We start from the raw sequence: 24370 nt of genomic DNA, 5'->3' as shown, positions 1-24370 counted from the left end.
ACAACAGTCTGTCAGCTACACCGCGTTCTCACCTAGGTAGGTGTCGATCTCGGCCACCAGGGCCGACTTCACCGAGTCTTCGGCGAAGGACACCTGGACGGCGGTCTTGGCCAGGTCGGCGACACCGGCCTCGTCCAGGTCGAGCAGCCGCGCCGCGACGGCGTACTCGTTGGTGAGGTCCGTCCCGAACATCGGCGGGTCGTCGGAGTTGATCGTGACGACCAGTCCGGCGTCGACCATCGCACGCAGCGGGTGGACGTCGTACGAGTCGACCGCGCGGGTGGCGATGTTGGACGTCGGGCTGACCTCCAGCGGGATCCGGTGCTCGCCGAGGTACTCGACCAGCGCCGGGTCCTGCATCGTCGACGTACCGTGGCCGATCCGCTCGGCCTTCAGCAGCCGCACCGCGTCCCAGATCGTCTGCGGACCCGTCGTCTCGCCCGCGTGCGGGACGCTGTGCAGCCCCTCGGCGACCGCCGCCTCGAAGTGCGGCTGGAACTGCGGCCGCGGTACGCCGATCTCCGGCCCGCCGAGCCCGAACCCGACCAGGCCCTCCGGCCGGATCTTGGTCGCGATCCGCAGGGTCTCGTCGGCGGCCGGAAGGCCGGCCTCACCGGAGATGTCGAAGATCCAGCGCAGCACCAGGCCGAACTCCTTCTCGGCCGCGACCCGCGCGTCCTCGATCGCCTCGCAGAACGCCTCGGCGGCGATGCCGCGGACCACCGAGGTGTACGGCGTCACGGTCAGCTCGGCGTACCGCAGGTTCTGCTGCTCGGCCATCTCGCGGGCGATCTCGTAGGTCAGCAGCCGGACGTCCTCGGGCGTCTTGATCAGCTCGACGACGCTCAGGTAGATCGTGATGAAGTGGGCGAAGTCGCTGAACTTGAAGTACTCCGCCAGCAAGGCCGGATCCGTCGGCACCGGCGACTCGGGGTGCCGGGCGGCCAGCTCGGCGACGATCCGCGGCGACGCGGACCCGACGTGGTGGACGTGCAACTCGGCCTTCGGCAACCCGGCAAGGAACTCACGCGACACAGTCATGCGGGGATCTTAGGGAGTTCGGCGGCCGGGTGCCCGGAAAGCTGACAAGCGTTTGTCAACTACGACCCGGTTAGGGTCGGGGCCCGCGTGAGTGGCACGATTCACTCCGTGAGTGAGCGCTTCGACTTCACCGGGGACGAACTGGCACCGGCGTACCGCGCGGCTGTGGACGCCATCGAGGCCGGCGACCTGGTCGTGCTGCCGACCGACACCGTGTACGGGCTTGCCGCCGACGCCTTCAAGGCCGACGCGGTCCAGCGGCTGCTGGACGCCAAGGGACGCGGCCGGGACATGCCGCCGCCGGTGCTGATCTCGGTGGTGGAGTCGCTCGACGCGCTCGCCACCGATGTGCCGGACAACGGCCGCAAGCTCTGCGAGGAGTTCTGGCCGGGGCCGCTGACCGTCATCTGCCACGCGCAGACGTCGCTGATGTGGGACCTGGGGGAGACCCAGGGCACGGTCGCCCTCCGCGTGCCGGACCACGAGAACACCCGCGAGCTGCTGTCGCGGACCGGGCCGCTCGCGGTCAGCTCCGCGAACAAGTCCGGGCAGCCGGCGGCGCTGGACGTGTACGACGCCGAGGAGCAGCTGGGCGAGTCCGTCGCCGTGTACCTCGACGGCGGCGAGGCGACCGGAGGACAACCGTCCACCATCGTCGACCTCACCGGCGACACCCCCCGCGTGATCCGCATCGGCGCCCTCACCCTCGACCAACTCCAAGCAGTAGTCCCCGAAGTCACCCCAGAAACCGACGAAAACCCCGCAGAAGACCAGCCGGCAGAAGACAAGCCGGCGGACGAGAAGCTCGCGGAGGACAAGCTCGCGGACGAGAAGCTCGCGGACGAGAAGCTCGCGGACGAGAAGTCCGCGGACGACAAGCCGGTGGAAGACCAACCGGCGGAGGACAAGCTCGCGGACGAGAAGCTCGCGGACGACAAGCCGGTGGAAGACCAACCGGCGGAGGACAAGCTCGCGGAGGACAAGCCGGCTGAGGACAAGCCCGCGGACGAGAAGCCTGCGGAGGACACGCCTGCGGATGAGAAGTCGGCGGATGTTGGGCCAACTGGGGAGTCGGTTGTGGCGTCCAAGGAGGACGAGGGTAAGACCGATCCTGATGTGAGGCCTGCGGACTAGTGCGCGAGTACCTGCTGGTCCTGTTCGTGGCGATGGCCACGACCTTCCTGCTGACCGGCGTGGCCCGGCAGATCGCGCTGCGGTACGGCGCGGTCGCGAAAGTCCGGGCCCGGGACGTGCACAAGGTCCCGATCCCGTACTTCGGCGGCCTGTCCATCCTCGGCGGCCTGATCGCCGGCTTCGCGGTCGCGTCGAGCCTGCCGTTCCTCGGCAACAGCCTGCAGGTCGCGCACGACGCCCGCGCGATCCTGGTCGGCGGCGTGGTGATCTGCGCCGTCGGCGTGGTCGACGACCTGTACGAGCTGGACGCGATCACCAAGCTGGCCGGCGAGGTGCTCGCGGTCGGCGTACTCGTTGTCCAAGGCATCCAGTTGTACTGGCTGCCGCTGCCCGGCGGCGTGATCTCGCCGTCGCCCGCGCAGCTCGCCGTCCTGACCGCGGGCATCCTGCTGGTGTCCTGCAACGCGGTGAACTTCGTCGACGGCCTGGACGGTCTCGCGGCCGGCGTCACCGCGATCGGCGCGACCGCGTTCTTCGTCTACTCGTACCTGCTGAACGTCCACGAGAACCTCGACCGCGCCACCACCTCGACCCTGATCACGGTCGCGCTGGCCGGCGCCTGCCTCGGCTTCCTGCCGCACAACTTCTTCCCCGCCAGGGTTTTCATGGGTGACTCCGGCGCCCTGCTGATCGGCCTGATGCTGGCCGCGTCGACGATCAGCCTGACCGGCCAGATGGACCCGAACGCGGTCCCGTACGAGGTCGGCGGCTCCAGCCTGCTGCCCGCGCTGCTCCCGCTGGTGCTGCCGATCGCCATCCTCGCGATCCCCGCGCTGGACCTGACGATGGCCTACGTACGCCGTACCAAGGCCGGCCGCTCACCGTTCGCCGCGGACAAGCAGCACCTGCACCACCGCCTGATGCAACGCGGCCACTCGCACCGCCGGGCCGTCCTGCTGATGTACCTGTGGACCGCCTTGATCGCGTACGGCGTGGTGGTCCTCGGCCTCGTCCTGACCTGGTGGACCGCCCTCGTCGTCCTGGCCGTCGCGGTCACCGCGGTCCTGCTCACGACCGGCCTGCCGCGACGATCCGGGAAACCGCTCGCCAAAGTCTGAGTACCGGCTGAGAGGGACCAGACCACTCGCCGGTGTGGCCTACCGATAAGGTGTGGCTGTACAGCGGCAGGGGCCTCGTTTTGCTGACCATGCAGACTTTGTGCTAGTTTTCACAAGCACCAGCAAAGAACAGCGACACCCCTGACCCCGCCCACCCGACGAGCTGGCCGCGAGACCAGCACGCCAGCAGGACGGAACCACCAGATGGCTCCTTCGGCCCCCAGCCCGAAAATCGCCGGACAAGCTACCAAGCACCCGGCGTTGGTGATGTTGCGCGGCGCTTTGGTCGCCGCCCTGGTCGTCGGCGTGAACGCCGCCGCCGTGTCCACGGTCGCCGCCGGAGTTCCCGGCCTCCTGGGTGCGCTGCTGGGACTGCTGACGGTCGTCGTGTTCTCCGGCGCCGGCCTGCTCGCGCTGCACCTTTCCCGCAAGACTTCCCCGACCATGCAGCTCGCCGTCGCGATGGCGTCGTACACGGGCCGGATCGCGATCTTCGGCGGTCTGCTCGCGCTCGCGCTGAACTCGGACGGCCTGGCCAGGCACGTGAATCTGACCGTGCTCGGCCTGGTGGCCATGGTCGTCGTGATGGGCTGGATGGCCGGCGAGATCTGGGCCTGGTCCCGGCTCCGCGTGCCGATCTACGACCTCGACAAGGAGGTGACGGCGTGAGCACCCTGGGTAACGTTTCGCCTGCTGTGGTGGAGATTACTGGGGCCGATGTGACCGTCGATGTCACCAACTGGTACGTTTCGGGTGCCAATGAGCGAGCATCAGGATCCGAAGCCATCACCCCCGAATTCGGGCGACGGCTGGCGGGTCCTGTCCTACTTGATCGGCGGTGTCCTGGTCTACGGGGGCATCGGCTTCGGGCTGGATCGCCTCTTCGGCACCGAATTCTTGCTTCCGGTGGGCATCGTCCTCGGTGCCGGGCTCACCATCTTGATGTTGCACTTCCGGTACGGGTCGCGGTCCTGACCTCGGATCTGATCACTACGATCTCGACCGGGTCTGACGTTGTTGACCGCCCCCTGAGCTGCACTGCCCTGAGCCGCCCTGCCCCTGACTTCCAGGCGTCCGACTTGAGCACGACGCGAGAGGAGACCCGGTGACCGCCGGCGTTCCGACCGAGTTCATCCCACCCGGTCCACAGAACTTCGAGACCACTCCGATCATCCACGGTGTCGACTGGTTCACCAAGCCCGTGCTGGTGGCCGCGCTGTCCGTCGTGGTGATCGTCTGGTTCTTCTGGGGTGCGTCGCGCAAGGCCGCGATCGTGCCGAGCAAGCTGCAGTTCGCCGGCGAGCTCGGCTACAACTTCGTCCGGAACTCGATCGCCCGCGACGCGATCGGCAGCGCGGACTACATGAGGTTCGTGCCGTACCTGACCGGCCTGTTCTTCTTCATCCTGCTGAACAACGTCGCCGCGACGATCCCGCTGATCCAGTTCCCGACGTTCAGCCACATCGGCTGGGCGTACGTGGCCGCGGTCATGAGCTGGGTCATCTACAACGCGGTCGGGATCAAGAAGAAGGGCCTGTGGGGCTACTTCAAGCACCAGACCATGCCGGCCGGTGTGCCCGCGTGGCTGATGCCGCTGATGATCCCGATCGAGTTCATCTCGAACATCCTGGTCCGGCCGATCTCGCTGAGCCTGCGGTTGTTCGCGAACATGTTCGCCGGTCACATCCTGCTGCTGGTGTTCGTGCTCGGCGGCGAGTACATGGTCCTGCACTCCGGCAGCATCGCGATCGGCGGCGTCGGCATCGTCACGCTGCTGATGGCGCTGGCGATCGCGGGCCTGGAGCTGTTCGTGCAAGCCATCCAGGCCTACATCTTCGTCGTCCTCACCGCGCAGTACATCGGCAGCGCGATCGCCGACGAGCACTGACCCGCACCACCCCGCAGTACCCCTAGACCGGTAGTAACGGAATCCCGGATAGCCGCTATCCGTACTGAAAGGAAACACCGCAATGGTGAGCAACATGGCTCTCGCAATCACCGGTGACATCGCCGTTCTGGGCTATGGCCTCGCTGCCATCGGCCCGGGTGTTGGCGTCGGCCTGATCTTCGCCGCCGTGATCAACGGCACGGCGCGTCAGCCCGAGGCTCAGAGCAAGCTGCAGTCGATCGCGTGGATCGGCTTCGGCGTCACCGAGGTGCTCGCGATCATCGGTATCGCCCTCGCCTTCGTGTTCAAGGGCTGACCCCTTCCCCCTGACTGACAGGACCCAGACATGCTGACGTTAGTTCTGCCGCTGACAGAGGCCGCGGACGAGGCGCCGAGCCCGCTGCTGCCGCACACGGCTGAGATCATCTTCGGTTTCGTCTTCCTGGTCCTCTTGGCCATCGCCTTCGCCAAGGTCGTCGTACCGAAGTTCGAGAAGGCGTACGCCGATCGGACCGCGGCGATCGAAGGCGGGATGAACGAGGCCAAGGCGGCCCAGGCCGAGGCGAAGGCGGCTTTGGACAAGTACAACGCGCAGCTGGCCGAGGCCCGGCAGGAAGCTGCGAAGATCCGCGAGGACGCCCGCGAACAGGGCGCCCAGATCATCGCGGAGATGCGCGAGCAGGCGAACGCCGAGGCCGAGCGGATCGTCACCCACGCCCGCGCGCAGATCGACGCCGAGCGGACGCAGGCGGTTGCCTCGCTGCGCGGCGAGGTCGGCACGATGGCGACCACGCTGGCCGGCCGGATCGTCGGTGAGTCGCTCGAGGACGAGGCCCGGCAGCGCCGGACCGTCGAGCGGTTCCTGGCCGAGCTGGAAGAGTCGGAGTCCGCCCGTCAGGCTGTCGGAACGGACAGCTGATGCGCGGCGCGTCGAACAATTCACTCGCCCGGGCCGAGCAGGCCCTGGCGGGTGCGACCCCGGCCGAAGGCCTGGGTGGCGAGCTGTTCTCGATCGCCAAGCTGCTGGACGGCAGCGGCGCGCTCCGGCGCGCCCTGACCGACCCGGCACGGCCGGCCCAGACGAAGTCCGCACTGGCCGGGCAGTTGTTCGGCGGCAAGATCTCCCCCCAGGCGTTGGAGATCCTGTCCGTCGCGGTGTCCGGTCGCTGGGTCAGCGGCCGGGATCTCGGTAACGCTCTGGACCAGCTCAGCGTCGAGGCCGAGGTGGCCTACGCCGACTCCCGGCGGAAGCTCGACGAGCTCGAGGACGAGCTGTTCCGGCTGGACCGGGTGGTTGCTGCCGAGCGTGCCCTGGCCGAGAAGCTGGGCGACCGGGGCATCCCGGCCGAGCACCGGCAGGAGCTGATCCGCGGACTGCTGCAGGGCAAGGCCGACGCCACCACGGTGCGCCTCGCCGAGCGGGCCGTGGACGGCCGCGGCCGTTCCTTCGCGGCGTCGATGCGGTCCTACCAGGTCGCCGCGGCGGCCCGGCGGAACGCCAGCATCGCGACCGTGCGGGTGGCCACCGACCTGACCGAGATGGAGCGCACCCGGCTCGCGGCGGCGCTCGGACGGCAGTACGGCCGGGACATCCAGCTGAACGTGATCGTCGACCCGCACGTGGTCGGCGGCGTCCGGGTGGACATCGGCGACGAAGTGATCGACGGAACCATCGCGGCCAGGCTCGACGACGCGCAACGGCGCATCGCGGGCTGAACCCCCTTAACGACATACAGCGGCGCTAAGGGTCGGGAAAGCCTCTTAGAGCCACAACAGGCCAGCAAGGGTCAAGGAAGCAGGAAACACAATGGCTGAGCTCACGATCAGGCCGGAGGAGATCCGGGACGCCCTGGATCGGTTCGTCACCGAGTACCAACCGGCCGACACCGCCGCCGAAGAGGTCGGCACCGTGGTCGACGCGGGTGACGGCATCGCGCACGTCGAGGGCCTGCCCTCGGTGATGACCAACGAGCTGCTCGAGTTCGAGGACGGCACCCGGGGTATCGCGCTGAACCTCGACGTCCGCGACATCGGTGTCGTCGTCCTCGGTGAGTTCGACGGGATCGAGGAGGGCCAGCAGGTCCGCCGTACCGGTCAGGTGCTGTCGGTGCCGGTCGGCGAGGGCTACCTCGGCCGGGTCGTCGACCCGCTGGGCAAGCCGATCGACGGCCTCGGCGAGATCCAGGGCATCGAGGGCGACCGCGCGCTCGAGCTCCAGGCCGCCGGCGTGATGCAGCGCCAGGAGGTCCGCGAGCCGCTGCAGACCGGTATCAAGGCGATCGACGGCATGATCCCGATCGGCCGTGGCCAGCGCGAGCTGATCATCGGCGACCGCAAGACCGGTAAGACGGCGATCGCGGTCGACACGATCATCAACCAGAAGGCGAACTGGGAGTCCGGCGACCCGAAGAAGCAGGTTCGCTGCATCTACGTCGCCATCGGCCAGAAGGGCTCGACGATCGCGTCGGTCCGCGGTGCGCTCGAAGAGGCCGGCGCGATGGAGTACACCACCATCGTCGCCTCCCCGGCGTCCGACCCGGCCGGCTTCAAGTACGTCGCGCCGTACACCGGCTCGACGATCGGCCAGCACTGGATGTACCAGGGCAAGCACGTCCTGATCGTCTTCGACGACCTGACCAAGCAGGCCGAGGCGTACCGCTCGATGTCGCTGCTGCTGCGCCGCCCGCCGGGCCGCGAGGCGTACCCGGGTGACGTCTTCTACCTGCACAGCCGTCTGCTGGAGCGCTGCGCGAAGCTGTCCAACGAGCTCGGCGCCGGCTCGATGACCGGTCTGCCGATCATCGAGACCAAGGCCAACGACGTGTCGGCGTTCATCCCGACCAACGTCATCTCGATCACCGACGGCCAGATCTTCCTGCAGTCCGACCTGTTCAACGCCAACATCCGGCCGGCCATCGACGTCGGTATCTCGGTGTCCCGGGTCGGCGGCGCCGCGCAGGTCAAGGGCATGAAGAACGTGTCCGGCTCGCTGAAGATCGACCTGGCGCAGTTCCGCGCGATGGAGGCCTTCGCGATGTTCGCGTCCGACCTGGACGCCACCTCGCGGCGCCAGCTCGACCGCGGTCAGCGCCTGGTGCAGCTGCTCCGTCAGCCGCAGTACTCGCCGTACCCGGTCGAGGACCAGATCGTCTCCATCTGGGCCGGTACCAAGGGCCACTTCGACGACGTACCGGTGAACGACGTGCTCCGCTTCGAGCGGGACTTCCTGGACTACCTGCGCCGGGAGAGCAAGGTGCTCGACGGGATCCGTGAGTCCGGGCTGTTCGGCGACGACGAGGCACAGGCCGTCATCGAGGCGCTGAAGGCGTTCAAGCCGACGTTCCAGACCTCCGAGGGCACGCTGCTCGGCACCGAGGCGGAAGCCGAGGCGATGGACGAGAGCGACGTGGAGCAGGAGCAGATCGTCCGGCAGAAGCGGGGCTGATCGACCGTGCCAGCCAATCTGCGGGAGCTTCGTGATCGCAAGGCCTCGGTCTCGACGATCAAGAAGCTCACCCGGGCGATGGAGCTCATCGCGGCGTCCCGGATCGTCAAGGCGCAGCAGCGCGCCCAGGCGGCCGGTCCGTACGCGCGTGAGCTCACCCGTGCCGTGTCGGCGGTGGCGACGTTCTCGAACGTCGACCACCCGCTGACCACCGAGAAGGAGAACCCGCGCCGCGCCGCGGTCTTGCTGATCACCTCCGACCGCGGTCAGGCCGGTGCGTACTCGGCCAACGTGATCCGCGAAGGGGAGCGGCTGAACCAGTTGCTCCGCGAGGACGAGAAGCAGATCGTTCCGTTCGTCACCGGCCGCAAGGGCATCGCGTACTACACGTTCCGGCAGCGCGAGATCGCGCAGTCGTGGTCCGGCGAGTCCGACAACCCGAGCTTCGCCCGGGCCAGGGAGGTCGCCGACGCGCTGATCGAGGCCTTCCTGACCCCGACCGAGGAGGGCGGCGTGGACGAGATCCACATCGTCTTCACCCGGTTCGTGTCGATGCTCACCCAGCGCGCGGACGTGATCCGTCTGCTGCCGCTGGAGGTCGTCGAGGGCGAGGAGGCGCCGGCCGCCGACGACGTCCTGCCGCTGTACGAGTTCGAGCCGTCGGCCGAAGAGGTGCTCGACGGACTGCTGCCGAAGTACGTCGCCAGCCGGATCCACTTCTGCATGCTGCAGGCGGCGGCGTCGGAGCTGGCCAACCGCCAGCGGGCGATGAAGTCGGCGACGGACAACGCGCAGGACCTGATCGAGAAGCTCACGCGGGACCTGAACCAGGCCCGCCAGGCCCAAATTACCCAGGAAATCAGCGAGATCGTCGGTGGCGCCAGCGCGCTGGCCGACGCGAACGCCGGGAGCGAGTGAGAGAGATGACTGCCACGGTTACCGAGAAGAACAACGAGGCGGGTGCCACCGGCATCGGTCGCGTCGCCCGGGTGATCGGCCCGGTCGTCGACGTCGAGTTCCCAGCGGACGCGATGCCGGACATGTACAACGCGCTCGAGGTGGACATCACCATCGGCGACAACACCCAGACGATCACCCTCGAGGTTGCGCTGCACGTCGGCGACAACATCGTCCGGGCGATCTCGATGAAGCCGACCGACGGCCTGGTCCGCGGCGCCGAGGTGCGCGACACCGGCGCGGCGATCTCCGTGCCGGTCGGCGACGTCACCAAGGGCCGGGTCTGGTCCGTGACCGGCAAGTGCCTGAACCAGGACGAGTCCGAGTTCGAGATCACCGAGCGCTGGCCGATCCACCGCAAGGCGCCGGCCTTCGACCAGCTCGAGTCGAAGACCGAGATGCTGGAGACCGGCATCAAGGTGCTCGACCTGCTCACGCCGTACGTGCAGGGCGGAAAGATCGGCCTGTTCGGCGGTGCGGGTGTCGGCAAGACCGTTCTGATCCAGGAGATGATCTACCGGATCGCCCACAACTTCGGTGGTACGTCGGTGTTCGCCGGCGTCGGGGAGCGGACCCGTGAGGGCAACGACCTGATCACCGAGATGGACGAGGCGGGCGTCTTCAAGGACACCGCGCTCGTCTTCGGCCAGATGGACGAGCCGCCGGGCACCCGGCTGCGCGTCGCCCTGTCGGCCCTCACGATGGCGGAGTACTTCCGCGACGTGAAGGAGCAGGACGTGCTGCTCTTCATCGACAACATCTTCCGGTTCACCCAGGCCGGTTCCGAGGTCTCCACGCTGCTCGGCCGGATGCCGTCGGCCGTGGGGTACCAGCCGAACCTGGCCGACGAGATGGGCGTGCTGCAGGAGCGGATCACGTCGACCCGGGGTCACTCGATCACCTCGATGCAGGCGATCTACGTGCCCGCGGACGACTACACCGACCCGGCGCCGGCGACCACCTTCGCCCACCTCGACGCGACCACCGAGCTCTCCCGTGACATCGCGTCGCGTGGTCTGTACCCGGCCGTCGACCCGCTGACCTCGACGTCGCGGATCCTCGACCCGCAGTACATCGGCCAGGAGCACTACGACGTGGCCGTCCGGGTGAAGCAGATCCTGCAGAAGAACAAGGAACTGCAGGACATCATCGCCATCCTCGGTGTCGACGAGCTCTCCGAAGAGGACAAGATCACCGTCGCGCGGGCGCGCCGGATCGAGCAGTTCCTCTCCCAGAACACCTACATGGCGGAGAAGTTCACCAACATCAAGGGCTCCACCGTGCCGCTGAAGGACACCGTCGAGTCCTTCAAGAAGATCGCCGACGGCGAGTGCGACCACATCGCCGAGCAGGCGTTCTTCAACGTCGGTTCGCTCGACGACGTCGAGCGCAAGTGGGCCGAGCTGCAGAAGGAAAACTGACATGGCCGATGATTCCGCGAAGCACCTCGAGGTAGCCCTCGTCGCGGCGGAGCGGACGGTCTGGCAGGGGCAGGCGAGGATCGTCATCGCCCGCACCACCGACGGTGACGTCGGTATCCTGCCCGGCCACGCGCCGTTGCTGGGCCTGCTGCAGGGCGGCACCGTCCAGGTGCGGACCGTCGACGACGAGTACTTCGTCGCGGCCGCGCCGGACGGGTTCATCTCGGTGGCGAACGACCGGGTCTCGATCCTGGCCGAGAACGCCGAGATGGGTCACGACATCGACCTCGAAGAGGCGCGTCGCGAGCTCGATCAGGCGATGGCGGCCGGCCTGGCCGACGCCGACGCCGACGAGGTGCGACTCGCCGAGGCCAGGGTTCGGGCCGCCGAGCAGACGTCCTGACCCGACCTGCCATAATCAAATATCGTTAGTACGGTTCTCCCGGGGTGCCCGGGGCAGTACCGAACACGGGCACCGGAAATGGGGTCGGCAAGGTATGAGGATAGTCCTCGACGTCATCGGGGTCTGTCTGCTTGCCGCCGTACTGTTCATCGTTATCGTCGCGTTCCGCCGTCGCTGGTTGTCCAGGGACGGCGGAACTTTTGATTGCAGCCTGCAGCTCGCGCAGAAGGAACACGGCCGCGGCTGGGCCCTCGGGCTGGCCCGGTACGTCGGCGACGACCTGCAGTGGTTCCGCGTCTTCAGCCTCGCCTGGTGGCCGAAGCTCGTCGTCAACCGCCGCCAGCTCGAAGGCATCGCCACCCGCCGCCCGATGGGCAACGAGCCCCTGGTCACGTACGCCGGCCACGTCATCGTGGACGCCGACCTCCGCGACCGCACCGTCCACTTCGCCATGACCGAAGAAGCCCTCACCGGCGTCCTGGCCTGGATGGAATCCGCTCCACCGAGCACCCAGACCTACCTCTGAGTCATCGGACGCCCAAGGCCTGGAGCAGCATCGGCAAGGAGGCGTGCAGCTCGCGCTGCCAGTAGGCCCAGCCGTGCGTGCCCGGACCGTAGAAGTTGGTCGTCAGGTGTTTCGCGCCGACCCGCTTCAGTTGGGCCGCGAGGGCGTGGTTCTGGCGGTTGAAGTCGGCCTCCAGTGCGTCCGTCTTCCCGGGCGGGTCGAACGGTCCGGCGGTGCCGTCGCCGCAGGAGAGGTAGACGGGCAGCGACTTGAGCCGGTGCGCCAGGTAGTACGGGTCGTGCGCCTCCCAGATCCGGCGCTGCGCGACTGGGTCTCCCCAGACCCGCAGCGGGTCGTTGCCCTGCCCGGCGAAGAACCCCATGATCCGGTTGATCGACTCGTCGTTCAGCAGCGGATGGGCCGAGCCGGAGTACGCCGCGGCCGCGCGGAACATGCCGGGATGGCGAGCGGCGTACAGCAGGGCTCCCTGGCCGCCCATCGAGAGGCCGGCCACGACGCGGTTCGAGCTTGCACCCCAGCCGTGTTCCAGGAGGTGCGCCAGTTCAACGGTGTGGAACGTGTCCCACGCCGGGTCTCCGCCGGCGCCGTAGTTCCACCAGTCGCTGTACCAGCCGTTCCAGCCGGCCTCGGGCATCACGACGAGGACCTTGCGCAGGCTCGGGATCTTGGCGATGTCCGTGCCTGACCATGATGTGTAGTCCCCGCAGCAGCCGTGCAGCAGCCAGAACGTCGGCCAGTGCTGACGGCGGTCGGCCGGGTTCCAGCCGTCGGGCGTGAGCAGCCGGACGTTGACGGTCCGGCCGCCGAGCGCCTGGGACCGCACGGTCAGGTCGGTCATCCGGTCGGCGACCTGCCGGACCGCTACGACCTCGGCGCCGTGTGGTGCGCTTTGGACAGTCGCTGTGGTCTGTGGGGGTGCCGCCTGCGCGGGTGCGAGGGGAGAGACGCCGAGGAGCAAGGCGGCGACGATCGAGGACAGCTTCGTGTACACGAGCAACCTCCGGGGCGGGGGGACCACCTGAAGTTGAAACCATTCAGGGTGGTTACTCAAGACTGCGCCCGGTCGCGTCGATCGACGGCTCGTGATCTGCGCCGAACGGTCGGCTAATTCGGTGGGCGACGGCGTTCGGCGCGTGCCATCATCTCCGCCATGGAGACATACTTCTTCCGCGTGGGCTAGCTTCCGCTGGCCTGTTCGAGGTTTCCCGCGGTCAGCGATGCGGGAGTGACCGGTTGGTTGTTCCCGGGTGCTATCCGGGAGATTCTCCATGCAGTTGGTGCTGGTGCGGACCGTCACGGGGTTGGAACGGCTGGCGGCCGAGGAACTGGCCGTCGCAGGTCATCGAGTGGTCGAGGTCGGCAAGCGACAGGTTGTCGTCGAGCCCGCGTCCGAGTCGATCACCGAATCACCGCCACAGTTGGCGGACGACCTGTTCGTTGTGTACGGCGTGACGCCGGATCCTGGGCGCGCGAAGGCCGGAGTAGGTGCTGCAGTGCGTGCGTCCGTGCAGCAGGCACCGGTTGATCCCGGGGCGTTCGCGGTATCGGCGTCGTTCCAGGGAACGCGCAACTTCAACCGCTACGACGTCGAGGACCTGGTAGGCGAGCGGCTGGCTCGGCTCACCGGCGGGCGGTACTACTCGCGACGACACGGCGTCGCGCCGCCAGACGAGCGCTCCGAGTGGCGCGTCGTACTGGACGGAAAGACGCTGTGGGTCGGCCTGCGCCCGTACGGCGCACCACTGCATCGACGGACGTGGCGCCAACAAACAGTACGAGGAAGCCTGCACCCACCCGTGGCCGCCGCAATGGCCCGACTAGCGCACCTCGCACCCGGACACCACGTCGTAGACCCGTTCTGCGGAGCCGGCACGCTACTCCTCGAAGCCCACCAACTCGAGCCAACCGCGACGTACGTCGGCCTCGACCGAGACCCTGCCGCGATCAAGGCCGCTCGCTGCAACGGGTCCCGAACTCCCATCACCTGGCGCACCGGCGACGCACAACACCTGAACGCTCCCGCAGACCGCATCATCACCAACCCACCCTGGGACGTCCGGCTCCCCATCGGCGACCTCACGCCGTACACCCGCCGATGGCGCCAAACCCTCCACCCCAACGGCCTACTCATCACCATCCTCAACCACCACCAGACCGCCCACCTGACCACCGACTGGACGATCCACGCCCAACACGCCCTAACCGTCGCCGGCCGCCACCCACAAATCCTCGTAGCCGCACCCCGCACCCGCCGCGGCCCGCAGATCGGTGGAGGGTTTCTGGCGCCATAGGAGGAAAACCCTCCAAGAACAGTCACCCGCGTTTCCTTGAGTCGTGGATTTCGCGCGGCCTAACGCAGCCTCGATCCACGACTCGACGTTCCAGTGGCCAACCAAACGCCACGACTCGGCGCGATCTCGGACACAGCAGGCGTTCCGCGCCGGAGTCCGAGGAGCGCCGTCGGGACAGCCGGTTATCTCCTCGCGTACAGGGTTCTCCCGTCGCGTATCAGTAGAGAACCCACAACGCGAGGGGTTAACCGGCGCCCGATCCGGGTCGGGCCCGAAGAGCGGGGAAACAGCGGTTGTGGTGACCGGGGACAGGCAATGGTGACTGGGGACAGGTAATACCAGGTGCTCACCCACCGTTGCCCGTTGCACGATCCCGGACTGGGCTGATCGCCACCCACACATGCGGCAGGAGAGCCGGATATCCCCTCGTGTGCAGGGTTCTCCGTTCGTGTATGCGTAGAGAACCCATAACGCGAGGGGATAACCAGTCCCGTGCCAGGCCGGCCGAACCACCCGATGCGTCCGGGGCTGAAATGCTCCTGGGTTCGTCACGGTCTTGACATGTGTGCTTAACGTTCGTAGGTTCCTGCGCATACGTAAGAGCAGAGCTCAAGTAGCTCATATATGAGTGCTCATACGTATGAACGTGCAGCCGCTCTAGTTCTGGGGTGAGGGATATGCGCAGTCGGTGGCGGGTCTTGTTAGTGGTTGGTGCGGTGGTGCTGGCTGGGTGTTCGGGGCCCGCTAGCACGCCGGCCGGTGGTGGAGGTGCGGCGGGTGCGGCGGTCGTTTACGGGAAGACCGACGGCGGTACGACGTTCGTCCGCAACTACAACGTGATGGGGCCGGCGACGGACAAGGCGCCGAACATGGAGCTTGTCTACGAGCCGCTGATGCGGGTCGACTACGGCGACGGCGGCACCGTCAAGCCGTGGCTCGCGCAGAGTTGGGTGTTCGCGGACCAGGGCAAGTCGCTGACGATCAAGCTCCGCGACGATGCCACCTGGTCGGACGGGCAGAAGTTCACCGCAGACGATGTCGTCTACTCGCTCGGTCTCCCGATCGAGAAGCCGGACTTCAGCATCGCGGGCGTCACCTACAAGTCGGTCACGAAGGTCGACGCCACCACGGTGAAGGTCGTCTTCGCCGAGCCGTCGTACGCGACCCTGAACCAGTTCGCGAACATCCTGCTCCCGATGGTCCCCAAGCACATCTGGTCGAGCCAGAACCTCAACACCTGGACGAACCCGGATCCGATCGGCACCGGCCCGTTCACGGTGAAGGAGTTCAAGCCGCAGCAGATCACCCTGCAGGCCCGCTCTGACTACTGGGGCGGCAAGCTCCCGATGACGACGTACAAGATCATCCCGACCAGCGCCGACGCGCTGAAAGCTCAACTCCTGAAGGGCGATATCGACTGGGCGTCGGCGAGCTGGCCGAACGGCGAGAAGGAGTACGTCGCCAAGGACCCGGACAAGCACCTCTACCAGCTCTACTCCAACGGCGGCGCGATGTCCGTGCTCTTCAATACCGCGAAGGCACCCTTCGACGACGTCCATGTACGTCGTGCGCTCGCCCTCACCATCGACCGGACAGCGGTCGTCACCACGCTGCAGCGCCCCGGAACCGAGGCGGGACCGACCGGTCTTTCCGAGCAGTTGTTCGCCGACTGGCTCGACCCGGCGTACAAGGGCAAGGTCCAGAAGGTCGACGCGACCGCGGCGAAGGCCGAGCTGGCCAAGGGCGGCTGGACGGTCGAGAACGGCGCGCTGGTGAAGGACGGCAAACGGTACCAGCCGAGCATCCTGTTCAACGCCGACTGGGGCTGGGGCAACTACGCCGACATCCTGATCAACACCTGGAAGCAGACGCTCGGCCTGCAGGTGAAGGGCGCCGGCCAGCCGAGCGCCGGGTACTACGACAAGCAGAACCTGGGCCAGTTCGACCTGGCCGCCGCGTCCACCGGCGGCTCCGGGGTGTACGGCGTCTACCGCTTCCTCAGCAGCCAGTACCTGACCCCCGTCGGCAAGTCGGCCACCCTGAATCAGGGCCGCTGGAACGACCCGCAGACCGACGCGATCGTCGCCGCGATGCAGCGCACCGACAACGTCGACCAACTGAAGGCGCTCGGTCGGCAGCTGCAGAAGATCGTCGTCGACAAGACCCCGTTCAGCCCGATCTACAACAACTTCTACTTCGTCGACATCAACGCGACCCGCTGGACCGGCTGGCCGACGCCGGACAACTTCGACCACATCCCGTTCGTCGGGATGGGGCCGGACACCATCCTGACCATGCTGAAGCTTCAGCGCCGAGGGAGCTGACGATGCGGTGGGCGTTCCTGGCCCGGCGGCTGGGGTTCTACCTGGCCGCCGCGGCCGCCGCGATCGGCCTCAACTTCCTGCTGCCCCGGCTGATGCCCGGTGATCCGTCGTCGGCGATCGTCGAGGAACTGGAACGCGTCAGCGGCCAGCAGGTGCCGGCCGAGACGCTGATGTCGATCCGCGCGATCTTCGGCAACCCGCACGCCAACCTGGCCGAGCAGTTCGGCGACTACCTCCGCCAGTTGTCGCACGGCGATCTCGGCGTCTCCGTGGTCAACTTCCCGGTCCCGGTCGCCGACCTGGTCTGGCAGGCCCTGCCATGGACCCTGCTGCTCGTCGGTACGACGACGGTCACCGCGTTCGCGATCGGCACCCTGCTCGGCGTCGTCGCGGGCTGGAAGGCGGGCAGCCGTCTCGACGCGATCCTCACGCCGTTCACAACCTTCCTGAGCAGCGTTCCGTACTTCTGGGTCGCACTCCTCGCGCTCTGGGTGTTCGGCTTCGTCCTCGGCTGGACCCCACTGTCCGGCGGGTACGACGCCGACCTGCCGCAGGGCTTCACCCTCGCATACGCCGGTAGCGTGCTCCACCACGGTGTGTTGCCAGCAGCAACGATCGTGTTCTCGGCCTTCGGCGGCTGGCTGCTCGGGATGCGGAACATGACCGTCACCACTGTCCGCGAGGACTACGTATTGCTGGCCCAGGCGAAAGGCCTGTCGCCGAGGAGGGTGATGTTCAGGTACGCCGCCCGGAACGCGATGCTGCCGAGCTTCACCGGGTTCGCGATGGCTCTCGGCGGTGTCGTGGGCGGCGCGCTGCTCACGGAGATCGTGTTCAGCTATCCCGGCATCGGCTATCTGCTCTACGAGGCTCTCCAGAAACGGGACTACCCGATGATGCAAGGCGTCTTCCTGCTGATCACGCTCGCGGTCCTGCTCGCGAACCTGGTCGCCGATCTGGCGTACGTCCTGCTCGATCCACGCATTCGGGCACGGGGGTGAACATGCTCAAGAGCTGGAAGGTCCGCTTCGGCCTGGCCGTGCTGGGCTTCTTCGTGCTGCTCGCGATCTTCGGTCCACTGCTGCCACTAGACCCGCGCGCGAACGACATCGGCGCGATCTCGCAGCCGCCGAGCACGCATCATCTTTTCGGCACCACCCAGTTCGGTCAGGACGTCCTCGCGCAGACCATCGCCGGCGCCCGCGGCTCGATGCTGGTCGGGATCCTGGCGGCCGCGATCGGCACGCTGATCGCGATCCTGGTCGGCGTACCGGCCGGGTACTTCGGTGGCGCGATCGACAACGGCCTGAACTTCCTCACGAACCTGTTCCTGGTGATGCCGGTCCTCCCGCTGATCCTGATCGTGGCGGGCTACGTGCAAGGCACCGGCCCGTTCGTGATCGCGTTGATCATCGGCCTGTTCGGCTGGTCCGGAGGCGCGCGGACGCTCCGGGCGCAGTCACTCAGTCTGAGCAGTCGTGACTTCGTGCTGGCGATGCGGATGGTCGGGGAACCGCACCGCCGGCTGATCTTCTTCGAGGTCCTGCCGCACCTGACCGGGTGGATCTCGGCGATGTTCCTGCACGGCATGATCGGCGGCGTGATGGCGGAGGCCGGTCTCGCGTTCCTCGGCATCACCGACTCCGGGTCGATCAGTTGGGGCACGATGATCCAGGCCGCGCAGCAGCAGAGCGCCGTACTGCGAGGGTTCTGGTGGTGGTTCGTGCCGCCGGGGTTGTGTATCGCGCTGATCGGTACGGCGGCGACGCTGGTGAACTTCGGCGTCGACGAGGTGTCGAATCCGAAGTTGCGCATGGCCCGCCGCTCGGTCGTCGTACGCACCCGGAAGGTGGCCGAGGCATGAGCGTGCTGACAGTGGAAGGCCTGACCGTCGACTACGTGACGGGTGATCGGCCGGTGCGGGCGTGTGACGACGTGTCGTTCGAGTTGCGGCAGGGCGAGATCCTCGGCGTGGCTGGGGAGTCGGGGTCGGGGAAGTCGACGCTGATCACCGCGCTTACCCGTCTGCAGCGTCCGCCGGCGGTCACAACGTCGGGCCGTATCGAATTCCACGGCACCGACCTGGTTCCGTTGCGTCCTGAACAGCTCCGGAAGTTGCGGTGGACCTCGCTGGCGATCGTTCTGCAGAGTGCGATGGACGCCCTCAACCCGGTGATGCGGGTCGGCGCGCAGTTCGTCGATGTACTGCGCTCGCATGACAAGAGCCTGAGCAAGGCCGACGCCTGGGCGCGCGCTGCTGAGCTGCTCGGGATGGTCGGGATCTCGGCCGACCGCGTCCGCGCGTACCCGCACGAACTGTCCGGCGGCATGCGCCAACGCGCCAGCATCGCGCTCGCCCTGGCCTGCGGTCCCGAGCTCGTGGTGATGGACGAGCCGACGACGGCCGTCGACGTGGTGATGCAACGCCAGATCCTGGCGCAGGTACTGCGGCTCCGACGTGAGCTGGGGTTCGCGGTCGTCTTCGTCACGCACGACCTGTCGCTGCTGCTGGAGCTCGCCGACCGGATCGCGATCATGTACGGCGGACGCATCGTCGAGATCGGCACCGCCGAGTCCCTCTACACGAAGCCCCGGCACCCGTACACCCGCGGTCTCCGCGACTCGTTCCCGCCGCTCCGCTCGGAACTTCGCAAGCTGACCGGCATCCCCGGAAGCCCGCCGGACCTGCGCAACCCACCGCCGGGCTGCCCGTTCCACCCCCGCTGCGCCGACCGCTTCGACGGTTGCGACGAGCAACGACCAGAACTCCTGACGATCGAGGATCATGCCGTGGCCTGTCGCCTGTACCCGTCAGGAGAGGATCAAGCATGAGCCAACCCGTTCTCGAGGCCCGTGGGGTCTCGAAGCATTTTGCCGCCGGGCGGTCGACGGTGCGCGCGGTAGAGGATGCGACGCTGGCGCTGCTGCCGGGCCGGATCGTGGCGCTGGTCGGGGAGAGCGGTAGTGGCAAGACCACGCTGGCGCGGTTGCTCGCGCGGTTCTACTCGCCGACGTCCGGTGAGATCCGGCTGCACGGCGAGGCGGTGAAGGGCAAGTCGCGCGAGTACTACCGCGACGTACAGCTGATCTTCCAGGACCCGTTCGGGTCGCTGAACCCGCTGCATCGGGTGCGGTACAACCTGGAGCGGGCGGTGAAGCTGCATCACGCCGTACGCGACAAGGCCGACCTCGAGCAGCGGGTTGTGGAGCTGCTGGAGCGGGTCAGTCTGACGCCGGCGGAGCAGTACATCGACAAGTTCCCGCACGAGTTGTCCGGTGGGCAGCGCCAGCGGGTGGTGATCGCGCGGGCCTTGGCGGTCGAGCCGAAGGTGCTGCTCGGCGACGAGCCGATCTCGATGCTGGACGTGTCGATCCGGCTCGAGATGCTCAACCTGCTCGACCGGCTGCGGGTCGAGGACGGTCTCGCGCTGCTCTACATCACGCACGACATCGCGAGCGCACGGTATCTGTGCGACGACATCGTCGTGATGTACGCCGGCCAGATGATCGAAGGCGGCCCGAAGGAGGACGTGATCGCGAATCCGCTGCACCCGTACACGCAGCTGCTGATCGACTCGTCCCCGGATCCCGAGCGCAGTGACCGGAACAACCTCTTCGACGCCGAGGATCTCGGCGAGCCACCGAGCCTGATCGACCCACCAAAGGGTTGCCGGTTCCACCCGCGCTGCCCGGTCGCGATGGACGTCTGCCGCACCGAGGCGCCACCCCGGACCGAACTCCCGAACGGTCGATGGACCCACTGCTGGTTGCAGGAGAAGAAATGAAAGCACCACGACAATCCGATGTAGCCCGGCTGGCCGGGGTCTCGCAGTCCGCCGTGTCGCGGGTGGTGAGCGGGGAGGTCGACCGGATCCCGGTGGAGACCCGGGACCGGATCCTGGCCGCGGTCAAGGAGCTCGGGTACGTGCCGAACGCGGCCGCGCGGAACCTCCGCAACAAGCGCAACCGGCTACTCGGCGTCCACACCTTCGAGTCGGTGTTCCCGCATGCCCGCGAGGACTTCTACTTCGAGTTCCTGCTCGGGATCGAGGAGCGGGCCGAGGAGATCGGGTACGACCTCGTGCTGTTCACCTCGACCGGGACGAGTGACGGGAGGCGCCGGATCTACCGGGACGGCACCAATCGGCTCAACCTCGCCGACGGGACCGTCCTGCTCGGCGCCGCGACCGATCGCGAGGAACTCGCCCGGCTCTGGCACGACGGGTACCTGTTCGTCCACATCGGCCGCCGCGAGGTGCCCGGCGCGGAGATCCCCTGCATCATCCCGGACTACGTGTCGGCGGCCGACCGGATCGTCACGTCACTGGCCGAGCGCGGCCACCGGCACCTGGCGTACCTGCACTCGGGAATCGACCAGGAGGCGTACGCCGATCGCCGGACGGGATACCGCGCCGCGGTCGAACGGCTTGGTCTGCACGACCGCTCGCCGGGTCTGCGCGGCGAGCCGGGGCTGACCGAGGAGTGGCTGGACGAACTGGCGTCCGGGCCGGAGACCGCGGTTGTCGCCGAGAACATCGGGCTGGCCGAGAGCCTTAGGACCGGGCTGGCGGCCCGCGGCCTGAGCATTCCGGAGGACGTGTCGGTGGCGGTGCTGGAGGGCTCGGGCGACGAGCCCGGCCACCGCTGGGACTGCCTGGTGATCCCGCGCAAGGAGATCGGACGGATCGCGATCGACGCCCTGGTGGCGCGGGTCGAGGACCCGGACGAGGAGCCGGTCAGCCAGTTGGTGGCCTGTGATCTGGTGGCCGGCGAAACCGTCGCCGCGCCCCGTACCAAGGGGGAGTGATCCGGTGGAACTCGATACCGATGTGCTGGTGGTCGGCGGCGGACTGGGTGGCGTCGCCGCGGCGCTCACCGCGGTCCGGCTCGGTCGCCGCGTCGTACTGACCGAGTCGAGCGACTGGCTGGGCGGTCAGCTGACCAGCCAGCTCGTACCACCGGACGAGCACCCGTGGATCGAGCAGTACGCCGCCAGCGGGTACGCCGAACTCCGCCGGCGCATCCGGGACTACTACCGGCGCAACTACCCGCTGACGCCCGAGGCCGCCGCGGATCCGCTGCTCGATCCAGGCCTCGGCATCGTCAGCCGCTTCTGCCACGAACCGCGAGTCGCCGCGGCCGTACTGGAGGAGATGCTCGCACCGTGGGAGGCGTCCGGACGCCTGATCGTGTATCTCGACCACGAGCCGATCGCGGCGTCGACGACCGGCGACGAGATCGAGGCCGTGACGCTGCGGGATCTGAGGACCGGCGACCAGCGGATCGTGTCGGCGACGTACGTCGTGGACGCGACCGAGCTCGGTGATCTGCTGGAGTTGGCGAACGTCGAGCACGTGATCGGCGCGGAAGGTCGTGATCAGACCGGCGAGCTGCATGCGCCGGACGTCGCGAATCCCCTTGATCAGCAGGCGTTCTCGTGGTGTTTCGCGCTGGAGCACCGGCCGGGGGAGGACCACACCATCGATCGGCCGGCCTCCTACGAGCACTGGCAGGATACGGTCGCGCCGTTCTGGCCGGGATCGCAGTTGTCCTGGACCGACGTCGTACCGGTGACGTTGGAGCAGCGGGAGTGGAAGTTGCTCGACGCGAACCCGTCACAGCGAGCGCCCTTCTCGCTCTGGCGGTACCGCCAGATCCTTGCCAGCAGCAACTTTGTCGACAAGGCGATCCCGGACGTCACGGTGGTCAACTGGCCGCAGCTCGACTACTGGGACGCACCGCTCCTCGGGGCGGCTGATCCGGCGGCCGCGTTGGCCGCGAGCCGTGATCTGTCGCTGTCGTTCCTGTACTGGATGCAGACCGACGGCGGCTACCCCGGTCTCCGGTTGCGCCCGGACGCCACCGGTACCGCGGACGGTCTCGCCAAGATGCCGTACATCCGGGAAGCGCGCCGGATCCAGGCCGAGTTCACCGTGCTGGAGCAGCACGTGGGCGTCGAGGCGCGGCCGGACGATGCGGGGAGTGAGGTGTTCGCGGACACCGTAGGGCTCGGGCGCTACCGGATCGATCTGCATCCGAGTACGGCGGGACGCAGCTACGTCGACATCGAGGCGTACCCGTTCCAGATTCCGCTCGGCGCGCTGATCCCGGTCCGTGTCGACAACCTGCTGCCGGCGAACAAGAACATCGGGACCACGCACATCACCAACGGTTGTTACCGCCTCCACCCGGTCGAATGGAGTATCGGCGAGGCGGTCGGCGCACTGGTCAGCTTCTGCCTGACCGAAGGCCTGTCACCACGCAAGGTCCGTAACGATCCCGCCCACCTGGCCGACTACCAACGCCTGCTGGCCGACGGTCTGAAGATCCCGCTGACCTGGCCGGAGGAGATCCGCACCCACCGCGACTGAAGGGACGATTGCTGTGCTCCGAAAGTCTTTGGCCGCCCTGTGTACTGCGTTGCTGTTCTCCGCTGCGTCACTGGTGAACGCATCGGCGCAGACCACCGCCCTCCCCGCCCTGCACACCGAAGGCAATCGCATCAAGAACAGTGCCGGCACCAACGTCACCCTCAAAGGTGTCTCCGTCATCGCACCCGAGCAGAACGACGTCTGCACCGACTGCAACAACAAGTCGATCAACGACCTGATCGACATGACGGTCTCGAACGGCTGGAACTCCAAGGTCCTCCGCCTGCTCGTCACCGAGGCGATCGGTAAGGACCTGAACGCGTACGACGCGACGTACATCAAGCCGTACGTCGACCACGCGGTCGCCAAGGGTCTCTACGTGATCATCGACCTGCACCTGGTCCGCAACTACGGTGACGCGGCCGGCGCCGTACCGCAGGCTGACGTGAAGGGGTTCTGGGACTTCATCGCGCCGCGGTACGCGAACAACCCGAACGTGCTGTTCGAGGTGTTCAACGAGCCGATCGCGCCGGACAACTGGGCCACCTGGAAGTCGTACATCCAGCCGGTCGTGAACTCGATCCGGTCGGTCGCGTCGAACGTGATCCTGATGGGCAGCCCGTCCTGGAGCACCCGGCTGAACGGCGCGCTGACCGACCCGATCACCGGCGGCAACATCGCCTACGTCTACCACCTCTACCCGAACCAGGGCCCCGCCACCGCGGCCAATCTCGATCCGAAGTTCGGCACCGCGTCGGCGACGCTGCCCGTCGTACTCACGGAGTTCGGCTGGGATCCGTCACCGTCCGCGGACCAGGTCACGGCCGGTACGACGTCCGGCTGGGGACTCCCGCTCCGCCAGTATCTGGACGCGCGTCCGCAGATCGGATGGATCGGGTGGATCTTCGACAACTTCTGGGCGCCGGTGTGGTTCGACAAGAACTGGAACTTGCTGTCCGGCGAGTACCAGGGCGCCTTCATGCGCGACTGGCTGGCCGGGGCTCCGGCGACGTCACCGTGCTCGAGTCACCTGGCTCGCGGGGCGACGGTGACCGCGTCGTCGACGTACGACGCGACCTCGGGCGCGCCGAAAGCGGTTGACGGGTCGTGTGCGGACAGCGGACGCTGGATGTCGGCCGTCGGCGACACGGCGCCGGTACTCACAGTGGATCTGGGGACCTACAAGGATGTGAGTCAGGTGGACGTCTACAGCGGGTACGGGTACCCGAACGTTGCCACTGGCACCGTCCTGACCGCGTTCAAGGTCGAGGGCCACACTTCCGCCGGCTGGGTCCAGCTGGGCAGCTACACCGCCAACACCCGCGCCCTGGTCTCGACCGTGGTGACGTCCGCGGCCATCGACCAGATCCGGCTGACGATCACCGACCCGTCCAGCATCACGCCCGACATCGCCCGCGTCTACGAAGTCGCCGCTCACTAGGAGGGTTCGC

At 67.5% G+C, this 24370-nt stretch carries 24 protein-coding genes; 22 read left to right on the top strand and 2 right to left on the bottom strand.

Annotated elements, in window-relative coordinates:
• Nucleotides 1–15: 15 nt before the first annotated feature.
• Nucleotides 16–1041 (bottom strand): adenosine deaminase, encoded by a 1026-nt coding sequence (locus tag OHB24_RS42590; RefSeq protein WP_327636675.1) that lies wholly within the window; start codon nucleotides 1039–1041, stop codon nucleotides 16–18.
• Nucleotides 1042–1149: 108 nt separating this feature from the next.
• On the opposite strand from OHB24_RS42590, the gene OHB24_RS42585 reads away from it, so the two are divergent.
• The 13 genes from OHB24_RS42585 (at nucleotide 1150) to OHB24_RS42525 (ending at nucleotide 11933) form a co-directional block, all read left to right on the top strand.
• Nucleotides 1150–2175, top strand: coding sequence for an L-threonylcarbamoyladenylate synthase (locus tag OHB24_RS42585; protein ID WP_327636674.1), 1026 nt, complete (start codon nucleotides 1150–1152; stop codon nucleotides 2173–2175).
• Entirely contained in the window at nucleotides 2175–3293 is a 1119-nt protein-coding gene (locus OHB24_RS42580) for a glycosyltransferase family 4 protein (protein ID WP_130387316.1), read from the top strand. Before OHB24_RS42585 ends, OHB24_RS42580 begins: the two co-directional genes overlap by 1 nt.
• A gap of 204 nt (nucleotides 3294–3497) precedes the next feature.
• Entirely contained in the window at nucleotides 3498–3962 is a 465-nt protein-coding gene (locus tag OHB24_RS42575) for a hypothetical protein (protein ID WP_327636673.1), read from the top strand.
• Between the two features lie 90 nt (nucleotides 3963–4052).
• Nucleotides 4053–4268 (top strand): AtpZ/AtpI family protein, encoded by a 216-nt coding sequence (locus OHB24_RS42570; RefSeq protein ID WP_130387318.1) that lies wholly within the window; start codon nucleotides 4053–4055, stop codon nucleotides 4266–4268.
• A gap of 130 nt (nucleotides 4269–4398) precedes the next feature.
• Nucleotides 4399–5181 carry a F0F1 ATP synthase subunit A gene (gene atpB, locus OHB24_RS42565; protein ID WP_327636672.1) on the top strand — a complete coding sequence of 261 codons (783 nt, stop codon included), beginning with the start codon at nucleotides 4399–4401 and terminating at the stop codon, nucleotides 5179–5181.
• Nucleotides 5182–5275: 94 nt separating this feature from the next.
• Nucleotides 5276–5497: an ATP synthase F0 subunit C gene (gene atpE, locus OHB24_RS42560; RefSeq protein ID WP_198682801.1), complete on the top strand. Its 222-nt coding sequence runs from the start codon at nucleotides 5276–5278 to the stop codon at nucleotides 5495–5497.
• A 30-nt stretch (nucleotides 5498–5527) separates the two neighbouring features.
• Complete coding sequence (locus OHB24_RS42555; RefSeq protein WP_327636671.1) at nucleotides 5528–6100, top strand: F0F1 ATP synthase subunit B; 573 nt, start codon at nucleotides 5528–5530, stop codon at nucleotides 6098–6100.
• Nucleotides 6100–6897: a F0F1 ATP synthase subunit delta gene (locus tag OHB24_RS42550; RefSeq protein WP_327636670.1), complete on the top strand. Its 798-nt coding sequence runs from the start codon at nucleotides 6100–6102 to the stop codon at nucleotides 6895–6897. The genes OHB24_RS42555 and OHB24_RS42550 overlap by 1 nt, the downstream gene beginning before the upstream one ends.
• A 91-nt stretch (nucleotides 6898–6988) precedes the next feature.
• Nucleotides 6989–8626 carry a F0F1 ATP synthase subunit alpha gene (atpA, locus tag OHB24_RS42545; RefSeq protein WP_327636669.1) on the top strand — a complete coding sequence of 546 codons (1638 nt, stop codon included), beginning with the start codon at nucleotides 6989–6991 and terminating at the stop codon, nucleotides 8624–8626.
• A 6-nt stretch (nucleotides 8627–8632) separates the two neighbouring features.
• Nucleotides 8633–9544, top strand: coding sequence for a F0F1 ATP synthase subunit gamma (locus tag OHB24_RS42540; RefSeq protein ID WP_327636668.1), 912 nt, complete (start codon nucleotides 8633–8635; stop codon nucleotides 9542–9544).
• Nucleotides 9545–9549: 5 nt separating this feature from the next.
• Nucleotides 9550–11004, top strand: coding sequence for a F0F1 ATP synthase subunit beta (atpD, locus tag OHB24_RS42535; protein WP_327636667.1), 1455 nt, complete (start codon nucleotides 9550–9552; stop codon nucleotides 11002–11004).
• 1 nt (nucleotide 11005) lies between these two features.
• A complete protein-coding gene (locus OHB24_RS42530; RefSeq protein WP_131346353.1) occupies nucleotides 11006–11407 on the top strand; it encodes a F0F1 ATP synthase subunit epsilon in 402 nt (133 codons plus the stop codon).
• A 94-nt stretch (nucleotides 11408–11501) separates the two neighbouring features.
• Nucleotides 11502–11933, top strand: coding sequence for a DUF2550 domain-containing protein (locus tag OHB24_RS42525; RefSeq protein WP_327636666.1), 432 nt, complete (start codon nucleotides 11502–11504; stop codon nucleotides 11931–11933).
• A gap of 1 nt (nucleotide 11934) precedes the next feature.
• Here the strand turns inward: OHB24_RS42525 and OHB24_RS42520 are convergent, their stop codons facing one another.
• Entirely contained in the window at nucleotides 11935–12924 is a 990-nt protein-coding gene (locus tag OHB24_RS42520) for an alpha/beta hydrolase (protein ID WP_327636665.1), read from the bottom strand.
• Nucleotides 12925–13201: 277 nt separating this feature from the next.
• On the opposite strand from OHB24_RS42520, the gene OHB24_RS42515 reads away from it, so the two are divergent.
• The 9 genes from OHB24_RS42515 to OHB24_RS42475 all read left to right on the top strand — a co-directional run bounded on the left by OHB24_RS42515 (nucleotide 13202) and on the right by OHB24_RS42475 (nucleotide 24360).
• A complete protein-coding gene (locus OHB24_RS42515) occupies nucleotides 13202–14224 on the top strand; it encodes a methyltransferase domain-containing protein (protein WP_327636664.1) in 1023 nt (340 codons plus the stop codon).
• A gap of 677 nt (nucleotides 14225–14901) precedes the next feature.
• A complete protein-coding gene (locus OHB24_RS42510; RefSeq protein ID WP_327636663.1) occupies nucleotides 14902–16548 on the top strand; it encodes an ABC transporter substrate-binding protein in 1647 nt (548 codons plus the stop codon).
• 2 nt (nucleotides 16549–16550) lie between these two features.
• Nucleotides 16551–17549, top strand: coding sequence for an ABC transporter permease (locus tag OHB24_RS42505; protein ID WP_327636662.1), 999 nt, complete (start codon nucleotides 16551–16553; stop codon nucleotides 17547–17549).
• Between the two features lie 2 nt (nucleotides 17550–17551).
• Nucleotides 17552–18412 carry an ABC transporter permease gene (locus OHB24_RS42500; protein WP_327636661.1) on the top strand — a complete coding sequence of 287 codons (861 nt, stop codon included), beginning with the start codon at nucleotides 17552–17554 and terminating at the stop codon, nucleotides 18410–18412.
• Nucleotides 18409–19380, top strand: coding sequence for an ABC transporter ATP-binding protein (locus OHB24_RS42495; protein ID WP_327636660.1), 972 nt, complete (start codon nucleotides 18409–18411; stop codon nucleotides 19378–19380). The genes OHB24_RS42500 and OHB24_RS42495 overlap by 4 nt, the downstream gene beginning before the upstream one ends.
• On the top strand, nucleotides 19377–20333 hold the full coding sequence (locus OHB24_RS42490) for an ABC transporter ATP-binding protein (RefSeq protein ID WP_327636659.1): 957 nt from the start codon (nucleotides 19377–19379) through the stop codon (nucleotides 20331–20333). Before OHB24_RS42495 ends, OHB24_RS42490 begins: the two co-directional genes overlap by 4 nt.
• A complete protein-coding gene (locus tag OHB24_RS42485) occupies nucleotides 20330–21355 on the top strand; it encodes a LacI family DNA-binding transcriptional regulator (protein ID WP_327636658.1) in 1026 nt (341 codons plus the stop codon). Before OHB24_RS42490 ends, OHB24_RS42485 begins: the two co-directional genes overlap by 4 nt.
• A 4-nt stretch (nucleotides 21356–21359) precedes the next feature.
• Entirely contained in the window at nucleotides 21360–22919 is a 1560-nt protein-coding gene (locus OHB24_RS42480; RefSeq protein ID WP_327636657.1) for an FAD-dependent oxidoreductase, read from the top strand.
• A 13-nt stretch (nucleotides 22920–22932) separates the two neighbouring features.
• Entirely contained in the window at nucleotides 22933–24360 is a 1428-nt protein-coding gene (locus tag OHB24_RS42475; RefSeq protein WP_327636656.1) for a cellulase family glycosylhydrolase, read from the top strand.
• Nucleotides 24361–24370 lie beyond the last annotated feature (10 nt).

It is taken from the genome of Kribbella sp. NBC_00482, assembly GCF_036013725.1.
Classification (GTDB): domain Bacteria; phylum Actinomycetota; class Actinomycetes; order Propionibacteriales; family Kribbellaceae; genus Kribbella.
The sequence above is the reverse complement of the archived record's forward strand: the minus strand, read 5'-3'. Positions and strand labels throughout refer to the sequence as shown.